We start from the raw sequence: 15,559 nt of genomic DNA, 5'->3' as shown, positions 1-15,559 counted from the left end.
TTTTTTTGTTAAAAAATGCGTAATTATATTTTGAAGGGAGGACAAACGATGGATTGGTTGAAACAGTTACCCAAAAAGTGGCTATTGCTAGGTAGTAGCGCGTCTGTGGTTATTTTGATAACTCTATTAGTGGGCATTTATTTGATGGTTAATAAAGAGCCACAAGTAGACACCACAATGTGGGAAGAAACAAGTCTGACCACTACGACAGAGGTCGCAACAGATGCCACAAAAGAAATACCAGAAACAATGATTTATGTTGATATTAAAGGCGCAGTGAAAGTACCCGGAATCTATCAACTAAAAAATCAGCAACGGATTTGGGATGCTTTAGCTTTAGCTGGAGGCGTGAGCGAGGAAGCAGATACTGCCCAGGTCAATTACGCTCAAAAAGTAAAAGATCAAATGATTATTTACGTACCCAAAAAAGGAGAATCAGTGGCACAGTCATTAGAAACGCTGCAGGAATCAGCACCTGCTCAGCAAAATCAGGAGGAAAAGATCAACCTTAATACGGCAACAGAAGCAGAGCTACAAACGATTTCAGGAATCGGTGCGAAAAAAGCACAAGAAATTATTCGCTTTCGTGACGAACAAGGACCGTTTAAAACCGTCGAGGAACTGAAAAATGTTCCAGGTATTGGAGAGAAAACAGTAGAACGTTTAAAAGACATGTTGACAGTGACTGGCTAACTTTTAACAGAAAATTCCTGAGAATTCTTGACTATGGGATGCGGATAACATACTATTTGTAATAAGATTAAGTGATTTGGCAAATCGAACACAAGAGTCATTAAAAATAAAGGAGGGTTATTATGGAACGAATTCCATGGGACCAATATTTTATGGGACAAAGCGTCTTATTATCATTAAGAAGTACTTGCACCCGTTTAACTGTCGGAGCGACCATTGTTCGCGACAAACGAATTATTGCAGGAGGTTACAATGGTTCAGTCAGTGGCGGAACGCATTGTATTGATGAAGGATGTTATGTTGTTGATAATCATTGCGTTCGAACAATCCATGCAGAAATGAATGCAATTTTACAATGTGCAAAGTTTGGCGTCCCTACTGAAGGGGCCGAAATTTATGTGACACATTTCCCGTGCCTGCAATGTACAAAGATGATTTTACAAGCAGGGATTAAAAAGATTTATTATTTAAAGGATTACCGTAATGATGAGTATGCCCTAAATTTAATTGAACAAGTAGGTGCGACGGTTGAAAAAGTGACTTTAGTACCAAAATATTTTGCCGAATTACAATGGGGAGAAGAATTTGCCACACTTGAGGACAATCCTTCCTCAGCTGAGGAATAATTGGTTCTTCGTAGCTCTGCTGACTAGTTGTGGTCTGTGGTGTTTTTTCGCACCTAGTCTATTAGGAGCTTTTCTTCTTTCTATCACTGTTATCCGTATTGTCTGTACAAAAAGTTTTCCTGTTATATTGGGAGGTTTTTTGTGCAGTTTTTTAATAATAGGAGGCGTATTGATTTTCCAGTGGTTAAAGCCAGTCTCTTTGTTGCCTAAAGAAGTCCGCTTGTCAGGACAGCTAACGATATTGCCAGATGAAATACAAGTAGATGGCGATCAGGTAAAATTTCCTGCCAATTGGATCGTAAAAGGCAAAAGGCAGAAAGTAATGGCATTTTATCAATTAAAAAGTGTGAAAGAAAAACAGCAATGGCAACAACTAACCACAACGATTCAGGCAGCCGCTGTAGGTATTTTAGACTCGCCCCAAGGTCAAACCAACAAAAATGGCTTCAATTATCAACTATTTTTAAAGAATCAAGGAATCGAAGCTATTTTATTCATTGAGGAGATAGGACAACCACGTTCCTTTTTTTCTTGGCGGTTTAAAGAAATCATTAGCGGCTGGCGGAAATGGGCGATGGTACATATTCAGAAAAATTTTGGTGATACTAGTGCAATGTATATGAATGCGTTGCTTTTAGGTTTTCGTAATGAAGAATTTGCTGAAATAAGTGATAAATTTTCAGCATTAGGCATTTTGCATCTTTTTAGTTTGTCAGGGATGCATGTTTCTTTTTTCCTTCGTTTATTTCGCTTGCTGATGCTAAGAATTGCTCGCCGAACGCAAGAAAGTTATTTTTTGTGGCAATGCGTTTTTTCACTGATATATGCTGGTTTAACAGGATTCTCAGTCAGTGTCATGCGGGCGCTTTTACAAACAAACCTCAATACGCTCAATCAACGTTTTAATTGGCAGGTTCCGGTCCTCGATTGTTGGAGTTTAACCCTCTTGCTGCACTTGATTGTTCAGCCAACCCTCTTTTTTTCAGTCGGCGGTCAATTTAGTTACTTACTTTCTTTTGTTTTGCTGTTCTTAGAGCAAACATTGGTTGGTTATTCTTCGTCTTTTATTAAAAATTGTTTAAGCTCCTTCATACTGACTGTGGCTTCCTTACCTATTTTAGTCCAATCATTTTATGAATGGCCCTTGTTAGGAAGTTTCTTAACATTTCTCTTATTACCAATTTTTGAACGGTTTTTGTTACCATTGTTGACGTTTAGCTTTTTTCTAGTGATTATTATGCCAGCACGCTATTTAGCAGCCTTGCTCGAACCACTATTTTTAACAATGAATGGCTTATTTGAGTGGGTGTTAGTTCACTTAAATCCGAAGCTGATCATCGGCTATTTAAATTCTTGGATACAAATTAGTTTGTTATTATTAATCGGTCTTTCGATGATTTATTTAGCAGACAAGTCTAAAAAAATTTTTTTCTCAATCGGACTACTAATTGTTTTGATAAATAGTAAATACCTTTCGCCAATTGGCATTGTTGCAATGATTGATGTAGGCCAAGGAGATAGTTTGTTTATCCAAGCGCCTTTTCACAGAAAAAATACATTGATCGATACAGGGGGTCGGTTGTCTTTTGACAAAGAAGCTTGGCGGCAACGGAAAAATAGTCGTTCAGGAGCGGAATATTCAGTGATTCCTTTTCTCAAAAGTCAAGGGGTCAAACGCTTAGATGAAGTGATCATTACACACGCACATGAAGACCATTTTGGCGATTTATTAGCCATTGCGCAGAAGGTTCCAATTTCTGTTCTTTATTTTCCTAAAGGAGCAGCTGAAGCCAATTTTTCGTTTCGCCAAGTCTTGAAAAAACTTCAAAAAAGCGGGACAGACTGTCGGCCAATTTTAGCGCCCAAGCGAATCAATGGTCCCGTTTCTTTTCAAATTTTATCACCAAATAAGAGTAGTATTGGGGGCAATAATGACTCGATAGTGTTTTCCACACAATTAGGCGGACGGCATTTTTTATTTACTGGTGACTTGGAAGCTGAAGGAGAAGAACAAGTGTTGGCTCGCTATCCCCAGTTGAAAATCGACATCTTGAAAGTCGGTCATCACGGCAGTCAAACGTCGTCTACTAAAAGATTTATCAAACAGCTTAATCCGCGAGAAGCATTGATTTCAGCTGGACGGAATAATCGTTTTAAACATCCTCATCAGGAGACATTAGCGACGCTGGCGGAGCAAAAAATAGATTATTATCGGACTGATCTTCAAGGAATGATTTATTATCAATGGTTACCTTGGCAGGGGCTTTCTAAAGCCAAATTTGTTAAAGAACAAGACTAGTATTTCCAGAAGTAACATGATAGGATAAACAAGAGAAACGAGAAAAGGAGCGGGCCAATGGAGTTACAAAAAGCTTTGAAAGAAGTGCGAGAGCAAAAAATCGCTCCAGTTTATTTATTAATAGGAACAGAACTTTATTTATCTGAATTATTTAAAACAACATTGATGAAAGAATTGCTGACGGAAGAGGATGATCAATTTAACTTTTTCTCATTTGATATGGAGGAAACACCTTTAAGTGCAGCGATTGCTGAAGCGGAAACAATTCCATTTTTTGGTGATTATCGCCTTGTCTTTGTGGAAAATCCTTACTTTTTAACTGCCGAAAGAAAAACAAACGGTGTGGAACATGATGTCAATCTTTTATTGAATTATTTGGAAAGTCCATCGCCAACAACTGTTCTTGTTTTTATGGCCTCTTATGAAAAATTAGATGAACGCAAAAAAATTACTAAAGCATTGAAAAAAAATGCCACAGTGGTTGACGTCAATCCAATGGATGAAAAGGCTATTCGTCAGTACATTTCTCAAACGATTGAGAGCGAAGGGTACACTATTCGTTCCGATGCTTTTGATTTATTACTTCAATTGACAGACTTGAACTTATCAAAAATTATGGGAGAATTACAGAAGCTGTATTTATATGCCCTTGAAACGAAGACAATTACACGAGAAGCGGTTCAAGAATTAGTCCCTAAGTCTTTGGAACATAATGTTTTTGATTTAACCAACGAAGTACTTTCTGGAAACAGTGAAAAAGCTGTTCAATTGTATGAAGATTTACTTTTACAAGGAGAAGAAACCATTAAGTTAAATGCAATCTTATTGAATCAGATTCGCCTTTTTCTGCAAACAAAAATTTTGGCTAAGATGGGCTATCAACAAGCGAATATCGCTGATACATTAAAGGTTCATCCTTATCGAGTAAAGTTAGCGTTACAACAGGTCCGACGATTTGAATTGTCTCGATTAGAAAGACTTTATGATGAATTAGTTGAAAATGATTACCGCATGAAAACAGGAAAAATGAATAAAGAATTGCTGTTCCAATTATTTATTTTAAAATTGACTGCGCAAGCAAAATAAGAAAGTGCCAGAGACAATCGTCATACAACGATTGTCTCTGGCACTTTCTTATTATTTAGCTCCTAATAGTTCTTCTTTTCCGTGAACCAGTTGTGTCAACATGGCACAGAAAGGTGTTGCTACGTTGTATTTTTGTCCTTTGCGCCAAACAGCACCATTAATGTAATCAATTTCTGTGAGACGATGATTTTTAATTAAATCTTGATACATAGACGGATAGTGCAAGCCAATACCGTTTGGATCATAAGTTTGAGCAATATGTGTATAGACTTCTGCTTGATCTAAATGAATGGCTTCTTTTTCTGCGACTGCTGCAAATTCACTGATTAATGTTTTAACAAGGGATTCACTAACAGGTAATGCACCAAATTCGGCAATATTACAATCAAGGATTGTACATAAACCATTTAGCGTGCCATTGACACAGGCTTTCCGCCAAATAGAGTAGCGAACATTGCTACTATAGCTTGGATTTAAACCAGCTTTTTGGAAGACATCAACGACTTCTAAAGCAAATTCTTTACCAGAAGGATCAATATTTTCTAATTCAATTTCGCCATCACCTAAAAGTTTAACACGTCCCGGTCCTTCTAAACCAGCTGTCCACATGGTAATGCCAACCAAGATGTTTTCTTTTGGCACATATTTTTCTAGTACGTCTTCATGACCTAAGCCATTTAATAAACATAGTACATACGTTTTTTCAGTAATCATTGGTTGAATCGCTTTAAACATTGCATCTAATTGTTGTGCTTTAGTTAAAGCGATAATTAAATCTACTTGTTCATTTTGATGGTCAATTTCTTCTGGTGAGAAGATTGGTAGTTTTGCGACAACTTCTTCTCCATTAAAATCAGCGATTAAACCATTTTTACGAATGGCCTCAATGTGCGCGGGCCATTGATCGATTAAAGTTACATCATTTCCGCCTTGATGCAACATAATTCCTAAACGGCTGCCCATAGCGCCGGCACCAGCAATTGCAATTTTCATGTGTATCCATCTCCTTAAAAGTTCTTTAACCGTTATTATTATACAGCAACTTTCCTAAAAATGAATAAATGGGACTTGTAAATTTGTTATTTTTTAAATGTTTCCTAAAAAGTAAGGATTGCATCAAATGGTAAAGTAAGCTAAAGTAAAGCGTGGAAAAGTTTATAAATGAAAGTAGAGGAACCGTTAATGACGAAAGAAAAATTTTGTCGAGAATCACGAGTGATTCAAACACACCGTGTATTTCCCTTTGATTTAAATCCCTTTGGTGCACTATTTGGTGGGAAATTAATGTCTTTAATTGATGATGCCGCATCCATTTCCGTTTCACGCCATTGTCGGAGAGGGGCAGTTACAGCATCTTTAGATAACTTGAATTTTTTAAAACCTTTAAAAGAAAATCACTCAGTGTGTGTTGAAACGTTTGTTTCTGGCGTGCATCATAAATCGATGGAAGTGTTTGTTAAAGTGGTAGGAGAAGATTTAACAACTGGAGAGCGTTATTTAGCTGCGACTTGTTTTACAACTTTTGTAGCCATTCCGTCTCATATGAATCCCGAAAGCGACTTCCAATTAGCGGCAGTCGTCCCAGAAACTGCAGAAGAAAAGTTGATTTGTTCCAATTATGAAACGAGACGACAACAACGTTTAGCTTTGCGAGAAGAGACTAAATTATTTAGTCAACATCTCACAACAGATTTGCCGTGGATTGATTCACCTTTATAAAAAAATGTCCGAGTCTTTGTAAAAACAGACTTGGACATTTTTTGATGAAAAAAGAAGCTAACATGAATGCTAACTTCTATCTCACATTATTTAGCTAATTTGCTTAAACGAATTTTATCGCGGTTAGCTTTGTTTTTATGGATTAAACCTTTAGTTGCAGCCATATCAACAGCTTTAACAGCTTCGTTGTATAAAGCATCGACGTTATCAGCTCCAGCAGCTACAGCTTCTTCAAATTTCTTGATTGCTGTACGCATTGCGTTTGTTTGAGATGAATTTTTCGCATTCGCGTTAGCACTTGTACGTACGCGTTTGATTGCAGATTCGATATTTGGCATTTGTTTCACCTCCGATGATTTAGGTTTTACACTGGTCAGCCAATGTAATTCAACAGTAATCATTATACCTAATCCATTGTTCCATTGCAATAAAAGACGACAAGTTTTTTTCCTTAACAGACAATTTCAAGAAAAAAATAAGAAAATTGGCCAGAGGCTTAAGAAAAAAGCATACATTTTTTTTAAAACATGCTATGATAAAATAGATAAATGAAAAATGGTGGTGTCTTTGTGAGTATTGCATTATTGGTAACGATTACTTTGGTAATGGGTGTGATTTTTGTTAACGGTTGGACGGATGCGCCGAACGCAATTGCAACCGCTGTCTCGACTCGCGTGTTAAAGCCGAATGTCGCAATTTGGATGGCTGTTGTGATGAACTTTTTAGGGGCATTAGTCATGACCTTTTTTAATGCTCAAGTAGCTGAAACGATTAGTAACATTGTCAGTTTTGACGCAAATGGAAACGCTTCACAGGTGGCTTTGGCTGCTTCACTTTTTTCAATTGTGGTTTGGGCAGTTGCTGCGTGGTATTTTGGTATTCCCACAAGTGAAAGCCATGCGTTAATTGCCGGCTTGACTGGTTCGGCAATGGCATTAGGTGGTTTGGGTGCAGTCAATGGCTCGGAATGGATCAAAGTGCTGGTTGGCCTAGTTGTTTCTACCGTTATGGGCTTTGGCGGCGGTTATTTGATTGCCAAACTTGTTGTGAAAGCTTTCTCGGCTGTGCCTAGAAGAAAAGCCAACAAATTTTTTACAGTTGGGCAAGCCTTTGGTGCGGGAGCTAATGCTTTTTTACATGGTGCGCAAGATGGGCAAAAATTTATGGGCGTGTTCATGTTAGTGCTTTTTTATAATAATTTAGTCGAAAAAACAGGTGGCGGTTTTGTGATTCCAATATGGGTTATGGTTCTGTGTTCTATTACAATGGGCATTGGAACTTCTGTGGGCGGCATGAGAATCATTAAATCAGTCGGGATGGATATGGTAAAACTCGAACGCTATCAAGGTTTCACTGCGGATTTAAGTACGGCTATTTGTTTATTTTTAGCATCGGCTTTCGGGATTCCAGTTTCAACTACTCATACAAAAACAACAGCGATTATGGGAGTAGGTGCTTCTAAGCGAATCTCAAGTGTTGACTGGCGTATCGTGAAAGAAATGCTGATAGCATGGATTTTAACTTTCCCAGGATGTGGGCTGATTGCTTATGTGATGTCAAAATTATTTATTGCAATTTTTTAAGGAGAGAAAAACATGGCACGTAAAAAACAATTTGATTATTTTGGAGAATTAAACCAGTTAGCGACAAATGCTTATGAAGCAGCAAACGTTTTGCAAGAAATTGTAGAAAATTATTCATTAGAAAACTTAGTAAAAAAATCAGAAGCAATTCATCAATTGGAAAAAGAGAATGATGAAATTGTTCGCAAAATTTTAAATGAACTCTATATTTCCTTTATTACGCCGATTGATCGAGAAGATATTGTCGATATTACAGATCACTTAGACAACATTATCGATAGCATTAATAGTTTGTCTTATTTACTTGATCATTTAGTTGTCGAAGAAATGATTGCGCCCGCGCTAGAATTAACTGCTTATATTGTTAAAGCGACAGAAGGCGTTAAATCAGCAACGAAGGAATTTGCAAAATTTAAAAATTCTAAAACGTTAGTTTCATTGATTGATGAAGTGAATACGATTGAATCTCAAGGTGATAAATTATACAGTAGCGCCATGAAAGATTTGATGACTAACGAAAAAGATTTATTAAAAGTTATCAAGTGGAAAGATGTTTACGATCAGCTTGAGCGCACAATTAATGATTGTGAATCAGCTGTTAATATTATTGTCGGAATTGTCATCAAAAATACGTAAAGAAAAGAGGGGGAGCTGTTGGTTAAAGTAATTATTGATGCTGATGATTTTGGGATGTCAGAAGCGATTAATCATGGCATTCTCAAAAGTTATGTCGATGGATTAACGACGTCGGCACTTTTAATGCCCAATTTACCAACAGCAGAACATGCCGTTGCGTTAGCAAAAAATTATCCAGGGTTATTTGTTGGCCAGCATACGAATTTTTTATTAGGGAAACCTTGCGCAGACCCTTGTATGATTCCTTCACTGGTGGATGAACAAGGCAGTTTTCATCGCTCTTCTTATTATCGTCAACAAAAGCAAGTAACCTTCGTATATGAAGAAGTACGACTTGAAACGATCGCGCAATTGACGCGCTTTAAGGAACTAACTGGACATTATCCTGAACATTTTGATTGCCATTCGATTGGGGATGAAGTGGTTGATCAAGTATTTTTAGAATTAGCAGAAGAGTACGGACTTCATACAACCCTGAAATATAGTGGGGAAAAAGAATATCCACCGCAACAAGGCTATTTCCAGGTGACACATTTGTTAGAGTCTGGAGCGTTATCTTATATTCACGAAGGCGTATCAGTGGAGAATTTTTTAGAAGATGACTTTGGTTTATTAAGGATGCCGGAATCAGCAATTGCCGAGATGCATTTTGATGTTGGGTATTTGGATCAATTTGTGTTAGACAATTCTTCTTATACAACTTTACGCTGTAAAGAATTAGCAACGCTTTGTGATCCCCGTGTTCGTCAGTGGTTTGAAGAACAGGGGATTGAGCGAATAACGTTTGGCAATCTAAAAAAATAAAACCGCTGCTTTCACTGTTGAAAGCAACGGTTTTATTTTTATGAGAATAACCAGTAGCCGATTAAAATTGCACCTAAAATTACGCGATACCAACCGAAAACTGTAAAATCGTTTTTCTTCAAGTAATTCAATAAGAATTTAATCGCAATGATTGAAACAACGAAGGCAATAATAGAGCCAGTTAATAAAATAATGATTTCTTCTGATCCAAACGTATTTCCTTTGGCCAGGAATTTAAAAATTTTTAAAAAACTTGCCCCAAACATTACTGGAATTCCTAAGAAGAATGAAAACTCCGTTGCAACAAACCGCGAGGCCCCAATTAAAATTGCCCCTAAAATGGTCGCTCCTGAACGAGAAGTTCCTGGAATTAAAGCCAGTACTTGGAAAGCACCAACGATTAAAGCGGCTTTATAAGTGAAATCTTTTAGATTAGTACACTTCGGTGCAACATTTTTATTTCTTTTTTCAATGATAATAAAAGCAATCCCATAAACAATTAACATAATCGATACTGTTAAAAAGTTATAAAAATGTGCATCTAAATAATCATCAAATTTTAGACCAATAACTGCCGCTGGTAAACAAGCGACTAAGACTTTAGACCAAAGAACCCAAGTATCTTTTTTCTCTTCGCCATTTTTCTTTGGTGAGAAAGGATTCAATTTGTGGAAGTATAAAATAACAACCGCCATAATCGCTCCCAATTGGATAACGACGTTGAACATTTCCATAAAATCTTTACTTAGATTGAGTTTAATAAACTCATCCACTAAAATTAAATGTCCGGTACTACTAATTGGAAGCCACTCGGTAATTCCTTCGATAATACCAAGAATAATTGCTTTCCAGAGGTTAGCAAAAAGCATGTCACCATTCCTTTCTGAAATAAATGCAAAACACATCAAGTATAAGTATACCCGCTGACAAAGTAAATGCCAATGCAAATTCTTATTTTAAAATAAATTTTAGAATTATACAAAGGTGCCACTTGTAATTCATGAAACTTTTTTCTATACTAGTGATACTTTAAAAAATGGGGGAAGAGAAATGTTTGGATTTTTGAAGAAAAAGAATGAAGTTGTCGAAAATAATACAATGTATGCTGTTGCCAATGGAACCGTTATCCCAATTAGTGAAGTGAATGATCCTGTTTTTTCACAAAAAATGATGGGAGATGGCTACGCAGTAGTTCCAGAAAATGGTGAAATTTATGCACCCATTGAAGGAGAAGTTTTAAGCGTTTTCCAAACAAAACATGCTATTGGTTTAAAAATGACAAACGGTCTTGAAATTTTATTACACATGGGTATCGATACGGTGGAATTAAACGGGGCACCTTTCACTATTAAAGTGAAAGAAGGCGACCAAATAACTGCAGATACGGTGGTCGCAATTGCTGATTTAGAAGCAATTAAAGCAGCTGGTAAAGGAACTGAAATGGTTGTCATTATTACAAACATGGATAAAGTAGCACAATTTTCGTTAGAGAAAGCTGGCGTAGTTACAGCTGGTACACCAGTTGGCTCTGCCACAGCCAATTAATGCATTAGACAGATATTTCTAAAAAGAAATATCTGTTTTTTTTCGAACAATAATAAAATTTTATTTTGAAATTAAAAAATATTTAGAAAAATAGTTGAAATTTTATTTCAAACAAGTTATAATGAGAGCGTATTAGAGAGGAGCTAAAAAGATGTATGGTATTTCAGTTTTTCTTGGTGAAGAGATTACAAACGATACAATTATTTATATTAAAAAGATGAAAGCGCTTGGATTTGATGGTATTTTCACTTCTTTACACATACCAGAAGATGATACTTCCCTTTACCGCCAACGCTTGACTGATTTAGGGGCAATTGCTAAGGCAGAAAAAATGAAAATTATGGTAGATATTTCAGGTGAAGCGTTAAAAAGAGCCGGTTTTTCTTTCGATGAATTAGAGCCTTTAATCGAGTTGGGCGTAACTGGCCTCCGGATGGACTATGGCATTACGATAGAACAAATGGCTCATGCTTCACATAAGATTGATATAGGATTGAATGCTAGTACCATTACACTGGAAGAAGTGGCTGAGTTAAAGGCTCACCAAGCGGACTTTTCTCGCTTAGAAGCTTGGCATAATTATTATCCAAGACCTGAAACAGGCATTGGAACAACATTTTTTAATGAAAAGAACCGCTGGCTTAAAGAATTAGGCTTACAAGTTTTTACTTTTGTGCCAGGTGACGGGCAAACAAGAGGCCCAATTTTTGCTGGTTTACCAACATTAGAAAAACATCGGGGACAAAATCCTTTCGCCGCTGCCGTTGGCTTGATGGCTGACCCTTATGTTGATGCTGTTTATATTGGTGATCCCACAATTAGTGAGCGAACCATGGTTCAATTTGGTTATTATCACCAAACCAATCAATTTCTGTTAGAAGTAGCACCTAGCGAGAGCCGTTATTTGAAGCGAATACTTGGAACTCATACCAATCGTTTAGATGCTGCAAGAGATGTTTTGCGAAGTGAATTATCAAGAACGAGTGAAATGTTCAGGAAAGATGAAATTGCAACGATTGAGTCAGAGCAGACTGAAGCCCGTGCTGTTGGGACCGTAACGATTGATAATGAAAGGTATGGTCGCTATATGGGAGAAATTCAAGTCACACTTGTGGACTTGCCGAAAGATGAAAAAGTTAATACGATTACACGAATTATTGAAAAAGATCAAACGATATTGCCGTTAATTAAGGCGGGCAATCAATTTAAGCTAGTCACGGAAGGAACGATAGAGAATGAATTTAGAAAACTTAACGACTGAACGTAGAAATGAAAATACAATGGGTTTAGATGAAATGAGTATCAAAGAAGCTTTACAAAAAATGAATCAAGAAGACCAAAAAGTTGCAATTGCAGTGGGTCAAGAATTAGCGGCCATTGAACCAGTGGTAAAAGCTATCATCAAAAGCTTCAATCAAGGCGGCCGCTTAATCTATATGGGTGCTGGTACGAGCGGTCGATTAGGTGTCTTAGATGCAGCCGAATGCGTACCAACTTTTGGCGTCGAGCCAGAGATGGTTCAAGGCCTCATCGCTGGTGGCCAAAAAGCAATGACTGTTGCAGTAGAAGGGGCCGAAGATTCAAAAGAACTAGGTCGTCAAGATTTAATGGATTTAAAATTATCAGCAAATGATATTGTTGTCGGGATTGCGGCCAGTGGTCGGACACCTTATGTAATTGGCGGTTTGGAATATGCTGCAACAGTGGGTGCCGCAACTGCCACAGTGTCATGTAATAAAAATGCTGAAATTAGTAAGTATGCACAAATGCCTATTGAAGTAGATGCAGGACCTGAATTTTTAACAGGTTCGACTCGCTTGAAATCTGGAACAGCTCAAAAATTAATTTTAAATATGTTATCAACTATTTCCATGATCGGTATTGGGAAAGTCTACAATAACTTAATGGTTGATGTAAAACCAACCAATGAAAAATTAGTGGAGCGTTCCAAACGGATTATTATGGAAGCAACTGGTTGTAGCTATGAAGTTGCCGAACTAAAATTTGTAGAAGCAGAAGAAAATGTGAAATTAGCAATTGTGATGATTTTAACCGATAGTACCAAAGAAGAAGCAACACAAAAATTAATTGACGGGAATCAATTTATCAAGAATACATTAAATTAAGGAATTAGGAGGGTGTTTTAACATGGCAGAAGAAAGAATTAAACGCATTGCTGATGGGATTTATAAAGAAGTTGGTGGTCAAGAAAACGTGGACAAAGTTATCCATTGTATGACTCGAGTTCGTATGGATATCCGCGATTATGACAAAGTGAATATTGAAGGACTGAAAAAAATTGATGGCGTTATGGGTGTCGTAGAAGATGATACGTTACAAGTAGTTGTTGGTCCAGGGACTGTTAACAAGGTTGCGCAAGAAATGGTAGATCAAGCTGGTGTCAAATTGGGAGAACCATTCAATCATGGCACCGCAACTGATGATTCAGCAGGCAAATCTGGAAAAGATTTAGTAGAAGAAAAAGCCGCTCAAATGAAAGCGCAACAAAAAGCGAAGCAAAATAACACTTCACCATTTAAAAAAGTGTTAAAAGCCATTTCTAGTATCTTTGTTCCGATGATTCCTGCCTTTGTTGGGGCTGGTATTATTGGCGGGATTGCAGCTGTTATGTCTAACTTAGTTGTTGCCGGTGATATTTCAGCTTCATGGCAACAATATATTGATGTCTTAAATATCATTAAAAATGGGATTTTTGCTTATTTAGCTCTTTATACTGGGATTAACAGTGCCAGCGTTTTTGGTGCAACACCAGCATTGGGTGGTGTTATTGGGGCAGTCACAATGTTAACAGGAATGAATCCAGATGCACCAATCAGTAATATTTTTACTGGTGGAACATTATCTGCAGGGCAAGGCGGAATTATCGGTGTTATTTTTGCTGTATGGTTATTATCATTGTTAGAAAAACAATTGCATAAAATTGTTCCAGAATCAATTGATATTATCGTAACGCCAACCATTTCACTTTTAGTGATTGGCTTAGCAACTATTTTCTTAATCATGCCTGTAGCCGGAGCTATTTCTAATGGCTTGGTGGGTATTATCAATGTTGTTTTAGAAAAAGGCGGCATGTTCGCTGGCTTTACTCTTGGTTTAACTTTCTTACCAATGGTAATGTTTGGTTTACATCAAATTTTGACACCAATCCATATTGAAATGATTAATCAAACAGGGATGACTTTGTTATTACCAATCCTGGCAATGGCTGGTGCAGGACAAGTCGGTGCTGCTTTAGCTTTATGGATTCGTTGTAAATCAGATAAAAAATTAGTTGAAATGATTAAAGGAGCCTTACCAGTTGGGATTTTAGGTATTGGTGAACCATTAATCTACGGAGTTACTTTACCATTAGGACGTCCATTCATTACTGCTTGTATCGGCGGTGGTATTGGTGGTGCGGTGATAGGCGCTTTCGGTAATGTTGGGGCGATTGCTATTGGACCAAGTGGTGTGGCTTTAATTCCATTAATTGCCAACAACCAATGGCTGGCTTATGTATTAGGTTTATTGGCCGCTTACGCAGGTGGTTTTGTAGCAACATTATTCTTTGGGATTCCTAAAGATATGCAAACAACTAAATAATAAATAGAAAAAAGGAGAACTTGGCTTCTCCCTTTTTCTTTGTTAAAATTTAATTGCGTAGGAAATCGTGTATCAGGAGGGGTGTTTATGCAACAAAATATTGTCTTATCTATCCAAGATCGTCTACAACAATTACCAAAATCAGAACGAAAAATCGCAGAATACATTTTAAAAAATACAGAAACAGTTATTTCAATGAATGCACAAGAGTTAGCAAAACAAGCTGGATCAAGTCCAGCAGCAATTATTCGCTTTTGTCATTCTATGGATGTGAATGGTTTTACAGAATTGAAACTTTTATTATCAGCAAATCTGGGCCAAATGAAACAGCAAATGTACACAGAAGTTACTATGGGTGAATCAACAGCTGACATTAAACAAAAGCTACAAGCGCGCTTTGTTCATGTGGTCGAGCGAAGTGGTCAGACATTAGAGGATGTCGCGGTGAATGCAGCCGTTGATTTGTTGGAAAAAACAGAAGTAATTTTTGTCTACGGTCTGGGGGCCTCTTCGTTAGTTGCTCAAGATATTTATCAAAAGTTTACGCGATTAGGCCGAACGGTATTTACAACATTGGATCATCATTTATTTGCTTCTATGTTAGGCTCAACAGAGAAGCCTAGTGTTTTTATTGTTATTTCTAATTCTGGAACGAATAAAGAAGCAAGTGCTTTAGCTGATTTAGCGAAGCAGCAAGGGATTCCTATTATTAGTATCACACAAGATGAAAAATCAGTAATTGGTGAAAAAAGTGATATCGTCCTCCAAACCTCTAGTGGGGAAGACGTGCCACTGAGAAGTGCGGCTACCGTTTCCTTGGTGGCGCAATTGTATGTAGTCGATGTTTTATTTTTTGCTTATGCAGCAAAAAACTATAAGGAAACCTTAGAAAAAATTCAAATCTCAAGAAAAAATGTAGAACGTTTAAAAGAATAAACAAAAAGAGAAGGTTATCTGTCATTTTG

General features: G+C 37.2%; 16 protein-coding genes. 13 read left to right on the top strand and 3 right to left on the bottom strand.

What is annotated here, in order from left to right; translation table 11 throughout:
* The first annotated feature begins 15 nt into the window (after positions 1–15).
* The 4 genes from IGL49_RS08750 (at position 16) to holA (ending at position 4,704) form a co-directional block, all read left to right on the top strand.
* A complete protein-coding gene (locus tag IGL49_RS08750; protein ID WP_162782513.1) occupies positions 16–693 on the top strand; it encodes a helix-hairpin-helix domain-containing protein in 678 nt (225 codons plus the stop codon).
* Positions 694–815: 122 nt separating this feature from the next.
* Positions 816–1,319 carry a ComE operon protein 2 gene (locus IGL49_RS08745; RefSeq protein WP_002395327.1) on the top strand — a complete coding sequence of 168 codons (504 nt, stop codon included), beginning with the start codon at positions 816–818 and terminating at the stop codon, positions 1,317–1,319.
* Positions 1,320–1,353: 34 nt separating this feature from the next.
* Positions 1,354–3,618, top strand: coding sequence for a DNA internalization-related competence protein ComEC/Rec2 (locus IGL49_RS08740; protein ID WP_164982987.1), 2,265 nt, complete (start codon positions 1,354–1,356; stop codon positions 3,616–3,618).
* Positions 3,619–3,675: 57 nt separating this feature from the next.
* Positions 3,676–4,704 (top strand): DNA polymerase III subunit delta, encoded by a 1,029-nt coding sequence (gene holA / locus IGL49_RS08735; protein ID WP_104854967.1) that lies wholly within the window; start codon positions 3,676–3,678, stop codon positions 4,702–4,704.
* A 51-nt stretch (positions 4,705–4,755) separates the two neighbouring features.
* On the opposite strand, the gene IGL49_RS08730 is transcribed toward holA, so the two are convergent.
* A complete protein-coding gene (locus IGL49_RS08730) occupies positions 4,756–5,697 on the bottom strand; it encodes a ketopantoate reductase family protein (RefSeq protein ID WP_078126961.1) in 942 nt (313 codons plus the stop codon).
* Between the two features lie 168 nt (positions 5,698–5,865).
* Between IGL49_RS08730 and IGL49_RS08725 the strand changes: the two genes are divergently transcribed.
* Complete coding sequence (locus IGL49_RS08725; protein WP_174108325.1) at positions 5,866–6,423, top strand: acyl-CoA thioesterase; 558 nt, start codon at positions 5,866–5,868, stop codon at positions 6,421–6,423.
* 86 nt (positions 6,424–6,509) lie between these two features.
* On the opposite strand, the gene rpsT is transcribed toward IGL49_RS08725, so the two are convergent.
* Positions 6,510–6,761 carry a 30S ribosomal protein S20 gene (rpsT, locus tag IGL49_RS08720; protein WP_002356703.1) on the bottom strand — a complete coding sequence of 84 codons (252 nt, stop codon included), beginning with the start codon at positions 6,759–6,761 and terminating at the stop codon, positions 6,510–6,512.
* A 210-nt stretch (positions 6,762–6,971) separates the two neighbouring features.
* On the opposite strand from rpsT, the gene IGL49_RS08715 reads away from it, so the two are divergent.
* The 3 genes from IGL49_RS08715 to IGL49_RS08705 are packed head-to-tail and all read left to right on the top strand — an operon-like array spanning position 6,972 to position 9,446.
* Positions 6,972–8,006, top strand: a complete 1,035-nt coding sequence (locus IGL49_RS08715; protein ID WP_104854689.1) for an inorganic phosphate transporter — start codon at positions 6,972–6,974, stop codon at positions 8,004–8,006.
* A 12-nt stretch (positions 8,007–8,018) separates the two neighbouring features.
* Positions 8,019–8,642, top strand: a complete 624-nt coding sequence (locus IGL49_RS08710; protein ID WP_104854690.1) for a DUF47 domain-containing protein — start codon at positions 8,019–8,021, stop codon at positions 8,640–8,642.
* An 18-nt stretch (positions 8,643–8,660) separates the two neighbouring features.
* On the top strand, positions 8,661–9,446 hold the full coding sequence (locus IGL49_RS08705; RefSeq protein ID WP_104854691.1) for a ChbG/HpnK family deacetylase: 786 nt from the start codon (positions 8,661–8,663) through the stop codon (positions 9,444–9,446).
* A gap of 38 nt (positions 9,447–9,484) precedes the next feature.
* On the opposite strand, the gene IGL49_RS08700 is transcribed toward IGL49_RS08705, so the two are convergent.
* On the bottom strand, positions 9,485–10,315 hold the full coding sequence (locus tag IGL49_RS08700; RefSeq protein ID WP_104854692.1) for an undecaprenyl-diphosphate phosphatase: 831 nt from the start codon (positions 10,313–10,315) through the stop codon (positions 9,485–9,487).
* 115 nt (positions 10,316–10,430) lie between these two features.
* Between IGL49_RS08700 and IGL49_RS08695 the strand changes: the two genes are divergently transcribed.
* From IGL49_RS08695 to IGL49_RS08675, 5 genes are all read left to right on the top strand, one after another.
* Entirely contained in the window at positions 10,431–10,991 is a 561-nt protein-coding gene (locus tag IGL49_RS08695) for a PTS sugar transporter subunit IIA (protein WP_164982983.1), read from the top strand.
* Between the two features lie 151 nt (positions 10,992–11,142).
* Complete coding sequence (locus IGL49_RS08690) at positions 11,143–12,252, top strand: DUF871 domain-containing protein (RefSeq protein WP_104854694.1); 1,110 nt, start codon at positions 11,143–11,145, stop codon at positions 12,250–12,252.
* On the top strand, positions 12,227–13,117 hold the full coding sequence (gene murQ, locus IGL49_RS08685) for an N-acetylmuramic acid 6-phosphate etherase (protein ID WP_104854695.1): 891 nt from the start codon (positions 12,227–12,229) through the stop codon (positions 13,115–13,117). Before IGL49_RS08690 ends, murQ begins: the two co-directional genes overlap by 26 nt.
* A gap of 22 nt (positions 13,118–13,139) precedes the next feature.
* A complete protein-coding gene (locus IGL49_RS08680) occupies positions 13,140–14,594 on the top strand; it encodes a PTS transporter subunit EIIC (protein WP_104854696.1) in 1,455 nt (484 codons plus the stop codon).
* Positions 14,595–14,681: 87 nt separating this feature from the next.
* A complete protein-coding gene (locus IGL49_RS08675) occupies positions 14,682–15,530 on the top strand; it encodes a MurR/RpiR family transcriptional regulator (protein ID WP_104854697.1) in 849 nt (282 codons plus the stop codon).
* The last annotated feature ends 29 nt before the right edge of the window (positions 15,531–15,559 follow it).

The organism is Enterococcus sp. DIV1337a (genome assembly GCF_051712285.1).
In the GTDB taxonomy this organism is placed as follows: Bacteria; Bacillota; Bacilli; order Lactobacillales; family Enterococcaceae; genus Enterococcus; species Enterococcus faecalis.
This window is presented reverse-complemented; position numbering and strand designations above follow the sequence as displayed.